The 8,330-nt window shown below is 44.6% G+C and carries 8 protein-coding genes; all 8 read right to left on the minus strand.

The annotated features are described in order from the left end of the window. Window positions 1-1,527 (minus strand): recombinase family protein (locus tag AC1WIP_RS07425; protein ID WP_481141254.1); only part of this gene is annotated, 1,527 nt, incomplete at its 3' end. 1 nt (window position 1,528) lies between these two features. Then, entirely contained in the window at window positions 1,529-3,292 is a 1,764-nt protein-coding gene (locus AC1WIP_RS07430) for a recombinase family protein (RefSeq protein WP_481141255.1), read from the minus strand. Continuing rightward, the gene (locus AC1WIP_RS07435) at window positions 3,222-4,931 is read right to left on the minus strand and encodes a recombinase family protein (protein ID WP_481141256.1); all 1,710 of its coding nucleotides are present in this window, start codon (window positions 4,929-4,931) and stop codon (window positions 3,222-3,224) included. Before AC1WIP_RS07435 ends, AC1WIP_RS07430 begins: the two co-directional genes overlap by 71 nt. A gap of 32 nt (window positions 4,932-4,963) precedes the next feature. Continuing rightward, window positions 4,964-5,236, minus strand: coding sequence for a DUF6870 family protein (locus tag AC1WIP_RS07440; protein WP_481141257.1), 273 nt, complete (start codon window positions 5,234-5,236; stop codon window positions 4,964-4,966). A gap of 282 nt (window positions 5,237-5,518) precedes the next feature. Continuing rightward, the gene (locus tag AC1WIP_RS07445; protein ID WP_481141258.1) at window positions 5,519-5,911 is read right to left on the minus strand and encodes a hypothetical protein; all 393 of its coding nucleotides are present in this window, start codon (window positions 5,909-5,911) and stop codon (window positions 5,519-5,521) included. Window positions 5,912-5,963: 52 nt separating this feature from the next. Beyond that, on the minus strand, window positions 5,964-6,329 hold the full coding sequence (locus AC1WIP_RS07450; protein WP_481141259.1) for a type II toxin-antitoxin system PemK/MazF family toxin: 366 nt from the start codon (window positions 6,327-6,329) through the stop codon (window positions 5,964-5,966). Next, on the minus strand, window positions 6,329-6,760 hold the full coding sequence (locus tag AC1WIP_RS07455; RefSeq protein ID WP_481141260.1) for a hypothetical protein: 432 nt from the start codon (window positions 6,758-6,760) through the stop codon (window positions 6,329-6,331). Before AC1WIP_RS07455 ends, AC1WIP_RS07450 begins: the two co-directional genes overlap by 1 nt. Before the next feature lie 932 nt (window positions 6,761-7,692). Beyond that, window positions 7,693-8,330: hypothetical protein (locus AC1WIP_RS07460; protein WP_481141261.1), on the minus strand; the 638-nt coding region annotated here is incomplete at its 5' end.

Genomic DNA, 8,330 nt, shown 5'->3' on the forward strand with positions numbered 1-8,330 from the left:
GCCACACACCTTAGATTTTTCTTTCCAAAAGATTTCAATACGCTGTTCATCGCAGACTACGATTTTATCTATATAGCGGTCCATCATATCCTTTGACAGCACCGCAGACCTGCCTGCGCTACCCAGCTTTTCCCTCTCACGTTCCATATTAACCTTAGATGCTTCCAGCTTTCTAAGAAGCTCATTCAAATCATTCAGCTTCTTTTCTGCTGATTCTGCCTCCATTTGATTCGAATGGAAGCTGTCTGTCCTGCCACTGGCATAATTCCGATAAGCCTCAAAATTCTGCTGCTTTATATTCTGTATCCTGGCTGCCAGCAGGCTCCCTTTCTCTTTCAGCTCCTTCATTTCCTCATCCAGCCTGTTTGCTGCCTCCACGCAGAGCCTCTCAAGCTCTCCCTCTGTCTCCAGTTTGTCCTGCATCATAAGCAGGACATACTGCTCTAAGAACATTGCATTGGCCTTATCCACACAATAATCCATTGCATTGGAATATCGGTTTTGACAGGTAAAATATGGATTAAGACCTGCACGGTAACTCAGATTTCTGCTGCAGCAGCCGCAGACCAGCTTCCCGGTAAGCGGATGTGTGGGATGACGCTGGGGATTCCTTTTCTTTCCACGCCCCTCCTGCACCTTGTCAAACACTTTCCTGTCAATAATCGGTTCATGGTGGCCGTAACTGACCAGCCATTCTTCCCGGGGCTTTCTGTGGTTTTTTCCGCCCACAAAGTCCTTTTCGTATTTCTTCTGCACTATGCTGCCGATATATATTTCATTTCTTAATATCTGGCATATAGTGCTGGCAGTCCACATAAACCGGTTCCCTTTAGGAATCCTGCTGGTTTTTCCTTTTTCCATCTTAAATTCAATGGGCGTCTTTACATGGGTCTCATTAAACAGTCTGGCAATCTCAGATGCCGTATATCCCTCTACGGTTAAAGAGTAAATGCGTCTGACAACCTCTGCTTCGTCCCCGGCAATCAGCAGGGCGTGTCTGTCCTTTGGGTCTTTCTCATAGCCAAACGGGCTGTTTCCGCTTACATACTGCCCCTGTTCCTTCCGCACAGCAAGGGCGGAACGCACCTTCCCTGATAAATCCTTGCTGTAAAGGTCGTATACAAGATTTTTAAAATTCACATCAATGTCCGCAATGCTGCCCTGATAATTGTCACTGTCATATTTGTCATTTAAGGAAATGAAACGGACGCCTAAAAAAGGGAATATTTGCTCAAGGTAAGAACCAAGCTCTATATAATCTCTTGCAAATCTGGAAAAATCCTTCACAATGATACAGTTGATTTCATTATTTCTTACCCGCTCAAGCATATCCTGCACGCCTGGGCGCTCAAAGTTGGTTCCCGTATAGCCGTCGTCACAAAACTCATGCAGGTCATAATCTGCAAAATGATCCTTCACATATCTTTTCAGAAGGCTTCTCTGCATTGTGATGCTGTTGCTTTCTTCCTTGCATCTGTCATCTTCTTTTGACAAGCGGATATAGATTGCAATCTGATACCTTTTCATTCTAAATGTCCTCCTTTCCAAACTGCACATCCTGCCTTCTGAAAGCAAATATTACCTTTACCCTGTGATCTGGATAGACTTCGATCCTGTGTATCAGAGTACGGACTGCTTCTGATGTCAGCTCTGTTTTTTCACTCCCCTTTACCAAAGTGCGCAGAAAATGGTTCTTCTGTGCCGTTTCAAAGTCTATTTTCTTTAATCTTTCTGCAATGTCTGCACTTTTCTTCTGCAGGAGAAGAGTGGTTTTATCGCTGCCTTCCTTTTCCCGCCGGAAGCTTTCCTCGTCCATTTCCCCCATGCGGTACTTCAGGTACTGCTCGCTTCCGAGCTTTTTTACATTTTCAATCCTTTTTTGAATGTGAAGAAGCTGCCTGTTCCATTCCTTCTTTTGGGCCTCTGCCTCCCGCTTATTGCTTTCCACAAGCTCTTTGGGACGCATTGCAGAAAGGGAAAATTCCTGCCGGACCGCTTCCTTTACAATATCGGTAAGTGATGCCAGGGTAATGCTTTTCGTAACGCATTTTTCCCCGTCAATCCGGTCCTTCTTAGGGCAGTTATAGCTGTATGTCCTCACCCTGTCTTTAGAGCTGAACTGTTTTATGGCAGTGATCCTTGTCATTTTCGAGCCGCAGTCACCGCAGAAAAGGACATCCGCAAATATGTCTTCCTCTACTGGAACCGCTTTGGAATATCCTTTCTTGTTGCAGTAAACAGATGATTTTTCAAACCTTGCGGCGGCTTCAAAAAACATATCCTCGCTGATGACTGCCTCATGGGTATGCTCTTTTACGGACCAGTCCCCGGAATCAATATCATGCCTGCTGCGCATCATGTAATCTTTTCCGCAGGTCCGCCCTTGCACAAGGCAGCCCATGTAGACCGGATTTGTCAGAATCATTTTTACGGTCTCCTTGGACCACTGCACAGGCTGCTCCCCGTCTCTAAAGTATATATTTCCTGTTTTGTGATATTCCGTAGGCCTGGCCACCCTGTTCTCATAGAGCCACTGTACAATCTCTTTCCTGTTTTTTCCGGAAAGAAACAGCTGAAATATCTTTTTTACAATATCCGATGTGGTTTCCTCAATAAAAAGACATTTTTTATCACCAATCCACTCTGCACGGTATCCATAAGGAGGTACACCGCCTGTATAGCTGCCCTGCTCCCATTTTTCTTTCCTGCTGGCTTTCACTTTAGCAGCAATGTCCTTTGCGTACATTTCATTGACCAGATTTTTCAGGCTGACACCCCATGTCTCATCCCCGCCGGACAGGTTCATGCTGTCAAAATGGTCTGTAACCGCTATGAAGCGGACCCCCATGAATGGAAAAATCTTTTCGATATAGTTTCCCGTTTCGATGTGGTTTCTCCCAAAACGTGACAAATCCTTTACTATGATGCAGTCAATCCGCCGCATCCTTACATCACGCATCATGCGTTCGAAGCCTTCTCTTTTAAAATCCGTTCCGGTCTTTCCTATATCGGTATAGCAGTCAAATACAGTCATGTCATTCTGCCTGCTGATAAAATCCTCTGCAATTTCAATCTGTGTTTCAATGGATTCATTTTTCCGTGCCCGCAGGCAGGCATCCCTCCCGCCTGCCTTGCTTCCATCTACGGAAAGCCTTGCATAAATACCCACAGAATACATTTTTTTCGGCTTATCTGCTGCATCAGAAAATGCCTTCCGCTTTTTAGAGGTTCTTGCCATATGCTCCAGCCGGCAGAGCCGGCTTTCCCCCCTTTCCATGCTGCTTATCTGCATCTATATAATCTGCCAGCATAATCACCTTTGAAAACAGCTCCTTAAATCTCATTTCCAGATACACACGCTTATCTTCATACACAAGAATCCGTTTCACAAAGGTAACCAGTGTGGTACGGTCAAGCTCTGTAACCTGCATTGCCGTTTTCATCCGCTCCAGATTCATGCCTGCGGATACGCCCGACTGAAAGAGTCTTTTTATCGTCTCTTCCTGGCTGCGGACCGCCTGCTGAATTTCCTGGTAGCGTTTTTCATAAATTTCCCTGAAATTCTTAAAATCTTCCTCCGTAATGATTCCTTTTTTGAAATCCTCATACAAGCCGGCCCTGAGCGTCAGATATTTATCCTGTTCGCTGTGCAGCCTTTCAATCTCCTTGTCAAAAGCTGCCACTTCTTCAAAATGAATCTCCATCTGCCCGATTGCCTCAAGCACCTTGCTTTTATCTAAGAACAATGATACCTGCTGTTTCAGGCCATTCAGTACAAGACGGTTCAAGTCTTCCTCTGGGATTTTATGTCCGCTGCATCCTTCGCCCCTGTTCTTTGTGGAACAGATAAAAGAAACTGTTTCCCTTCCCTTGTAACGGTTTACTCTGCGTGTCATTGGTTCCATGCAGTCCCCACAGAACAGCAGTCCCGCATAGATGTGCGCCTTTTTTTCTCCGTTTCCTGCACGGGTGTCTACCTTTAACAAATCCTGTACGATCTCAAAATCCTCTTTTGAAATAATTGCTTCGTGGGCTTCCTTAACCTTCGTCCACTCTTCCTCCGGCTTCCTGATAGACTTTTTCACTTTATAATTTACTTTTTCATCCTTGCCCTGCACCAGCGTCCCAATGTAGGCTTCATTTGTAAGAATCCTCTTGACCGCAACTGCTGACCACTTTGTTTTTACTCCGGTCACAAATCCGGTATGGTATTTCTCCCCATTCATCTTTTTATATTCCATCGGGGAAAGAATCCCCATTCCATCCAGCAGCTGTGCAATGGCAAAGCTGCTGTAACCGTCAATCTTCCATGCAAAGATTTTCCGTACAATACCAGCAGCATAGTCATCCGGCACAAGAAGATTTTTGTTTTTATCGCTTTTCCGGTATCCGTAGACAGCAAATGCGCCGATAAAGTCTCCCTTTTCCCTTTTTGCCTGCTGATGGCTTCTCACTTTGCCGGATATGTCCCTGGAATAAGAATCATTGACAAAGTTTTTCACGGGAACCACCAGCGACGTCTCATGATAATCCGCTGTGAGTGAATCAAAATGGTCTGTAAGGGCGATAAAACGCACAGAAAAAGCCGGGAAGGTCTTTTGAATCAACCGCCCGGCTTCTATATAATCTCGTCCTAATCTGGATAAGTCCTTTACTATGACACAGTCAACATTCCCCGCCTCTATATCCTGCATCATCCGCTTGAATTCCGGTCTGTCAAAATTGGCCCCGGAAAAACCATCGTCTACATAAATATCGTAGATTTCCATATTATCCTGTGAGCGGATATAAGAACGGATCATGTCCCTTTGTGAACGGATGCTGTTGCTTTCTGCGTCAATGCTGCCAATATCCCTTCCGCCTGCGGTGGAAAGATCATCACGGCTTAAACGGAGATAAATGGCTACATTATAAAATTCTTTTGCTTTCATCTGCGTTCCTCCTGATGAAACAGTTATTTTTCTCAGACCATAATCTGCGTTTTCCTCTTAGTCAGCAGAATCATGCGGTCATCTATCGTATCATTTGTTCCTTCCATAAAGCCAATCTGCAAAATATATTCCCCCACATTCTGGGCGAATGGATTGCCTGTCTGTTCCATGTAGGACTGAATGCGGCTTTCCACGCACCGCCCGGTGTCAATCACGATCTCCTCTGCACGGATAAGCTCCTCCCTCTTTAAGTCCATGATATTCATTGACTGCATACGCTTCAATTCTTCTATTGAAAAATCCATAATGCTTCCTCTTTATGCCTGTTCTTTCCTATTGTATTCGTACGGCAGATTGTCCCATAACATAAATTTCTGCCTGTTCCTTCCATATTCTGCGGCATGAAAGGCACATCCTGCCCTTTTCAGGCAGATATGTAAAAGCCGGACAATCCGCCCGGCTTCGCTGTGGTTCCTTTTTCTTCTATCTGCTTCTTTCCTTTTGCCCATTCCTTCCTGCGGCCTGGTCATGCTCCTGCATATCCGGAGCTTCCTCAGCCGCCTTTCTTTCAGTTTTTTCACAGGCTTTCACATTGGAATGATCCAATTTGCCCCAACCTTTCTTGCCTCATCATCACTCAGAGGCTTGTTCAGCTTTTCCAGTATTCTTTCAGTTTCATTTGCCTTCATCTCCGGATCAAAATCCTTCAGACGGAAATTCAGCTCTGCCGCGATATACTTCTCAATCATGTCAGGCGTAACCTTCCGGGCCGCTTCCTCCATCGTGATTACACAGTCTTCCTCGCGCAGGTAATGTGACTGTATTTCCTCCAGGACTGCCTGCGGAACATCAGCCGAATACCGGTTCGCAGCGTCAAGCATCCATTGATAAACAGCATTTTTGCTTTCATTTATCTGTGTCTCTCCATCCCTGGTTTCAGACTCATACGGTAAATTTGTCTCATACTTTTCTCTTTCCATGCTTCCTCCTGTCATCCCGGCAGGAAAGCTTCTGTTTCCTGCTGTCGTTTTATCAGTTATACTTATCAAATACCCCTATCTGCACCTGCACCGCCTCTGTAATCCTCGCAAGGGTTTCCCCATCCACCCTTCCCATGTTCTCAATAATTCTGCCATAGTCAAGGGCTGTCACCTGCTCACAAAGGGCAATGCTGTGCTGCTCCAGTCCCTCCGCCCTGTACGCTGACACGAACACATGGGTGGGAAGGTTTTTCTTTTTAAAGATTTTGCTGGAAAGCGGAACCACCGTAATTACGGTGCTGTGCCTGTTCGCCATGTTGTTGCTGACGACCACCACAGGACGCATTCCCCCTTGCATACTCCCCTGGTACTGGCCGCCGAAATCCACATACAGAATGTCTCCTCTCCGAATCTTCATCAGCAGCCGCCACCACCGTCCCATATCCAGATGATACTGTCAGCGGCAGGCTTTTCTTTCTGGTACATATAAAAATTCATCGTGGATAATTCCAGAAAACCTACACCTATATTTCCGACATCTTTCATAAATTCTTCCAGGTCGTCCCCATCCTCTGCCAGATCTGCCAGCTTGTCCACTGCCACCAGGTCATACTGCCCGGTCAGCAGAAAGGAAATGAGCAGATTGACTGCATCACGGTCAATATCCCTGTCCGGTCCCTTATTTACGACCACGTCATTCCCTAGCACAATTCCATGAGAGAGACATTTTTCTCTGGCCTTTGCAGCCTTCTTACGGATATTTTCCTCAGATTTATTGGAATTCAAAAATAAAACAGCCGCAGGAAGATTCTCCCCGGCAGCATCTGGCATAATACCTGTCTTGCACATATCTCTGTACCTGCTCTTTCTTAGATTATTACAGAAAGATACGCCGGCTGTTATCTCCTGAGATAAAAAAGCGGACAGCTCCATTCCCTTATCTCAAAAGATAACCTCTGAATAATCCTTTTTCCAAGCAGTAAAAGACTTTTTATTTCCAGAAAACAATCCTGCATGGATGTCTTTCAAAATCTGCCTCTCGGCAGAATCCCCCAGCCGGGTAACATACACAGGGATAGCGCTCCCTCACTGCACTTTGGTCATTGCCCAATCATGGATTTTGCTCCATCCCTGACCGCATCCGCAGGTAGCCACTCCCGGAAAATGCGTTTCGCCGAAATTCCGGTGCTGTTTTATCTCATTATCTCCGGCTGCCGCGTCCGGTAGACACAAACCTCTGCTCAGAACCTTCACGGGCATAATGCCGGACCAGCACTGCAGACAGAAATATACTATCCGGGAGCTTATCCGCACCAAGGAGCTTCGTCGCACGAAATGGGTTTCTGCCACCCCTATCCGGGAACCAAAGTTTCTATGGATAAAGGCGAAAATAAAATCAGATGTATGCGTGTCCTATTCATTTTTCAGTATTCATGGCTTTTTCAAGCCTGTGACTATGATAACTGATCCGGACTATTTTTCAGAGTGCAGAAATGCGCTATTTATAGCTGATATATGCCACCTAAATGGGCAAAAATAAAAACAGCCTAAAATTAATCTTTCATTTTAGACTGTCTTAATCTTGCTTTCATAAGCAGACTGTATGCAAATATTTGTTATTACTGATTCTTCAGTCATTCGGAATCAATACGCTCTCTCTCACGAGTCCAAGCGATATATAAATCTTTATAATAAATAAGGCAATTGCAGACCGCATTTCATAAAATTTTGCTGGCAAATAATTCTAATATTTTACTTATAGTCCAGAAACACACAGGCTTTTATGTAAACATATAAGAATATCCCCCTAAGCCGTTAACTTTATATGGCTTATCCTCTGAAACATCTCCATAATATACCTTAATTCCCTGGAGCATTTTTATCCACGTGTTTACATCTGTGCAGGCATTTCCTGCTGCCAGATACTTCCTGGCTGTAGAATAGCATGAACTTGGCATATCTATCTCCCAAGCTTTGTCAGGATCGCCGTCATATGGAATATATGTAATTCCATCAGGAGTTAAGTATGTAAAACCTTCCTTTTCCCTTTTTAGATTTCCTGATACTTCAAGCACTGCATATAAAGCTGCTGTTGACCGTTGTGAACTAACTGCATACGTTTGAAATTCATCAACTATTTTATAAAATGTCTCAGCATCTTTTTCAGATAAGAAGATTAACGAAGCGCCTTTTCCTTCATTTCCTCTGAATGTTAAATAGTTTATTCCCGTCTTCGGATCCTGATTGACTGCCAATCCGCCTTGTAAGGGCATTTCCTTTATATCAATATTTCTTTTTTCCGACAGATCATTCAAAATATTTTTTAATTCATCAGTCACCCGTACATTAGCTGATAATGGCTGATCCATGTTAATCAAGAACTCCATCCCCGTTTTTTCATCCTTCTGGATTGCCAAAT

The sequence above is a fragment of the Acetatifactor sp. genome (assembly GCF_982438285.1).

Coding starts and splice junctions, on each gene's coding strand:
- AC1WIP_RS07450 (WP_481141259.1), bottom strand. CDS start 6,329: ATGAAGATTCGGAGAGGAGACATTCTGTATGTGGATTTCGGCGGCCAG.
- AC1WIP_RS07455 (WP_481141260.1), bottom strand. CDS start 6,760: ATGTGCAAGACAGGTATTATGCCAGATGCTGCCGGGGAGAATCTTCCT.
- AC1WIP_RS07445 (WP_481141258.1), bottom strand. CDS start 5,911: ATGGAAAGAGAAAAGTATGAGACAAATTTACCGTATGAGTCTGAAACC.
- AC1WIP_RS07440 (WP_481141257.1), bottom strand. CDS start 5,236: ATGGATTTTTCAATAGAAGAATTGAAGCGTATGCAGTCAATGAATATC.
- AC1WIP_RS07430 (WP_481141255.1), bottom strand. CDS start 3,292: ATGCAGATAAGCAGCATGGAAAGGGGGGAAAGCCGGCTCTGCCGGCTG.
- AC1WIP_RS07435 (WP_481141256.1), bottom strand. CDS start 4,931: ATGAAAGCAAAAGAATTTTATAATGTAGCCATTTATCTCCGTTTAAGC.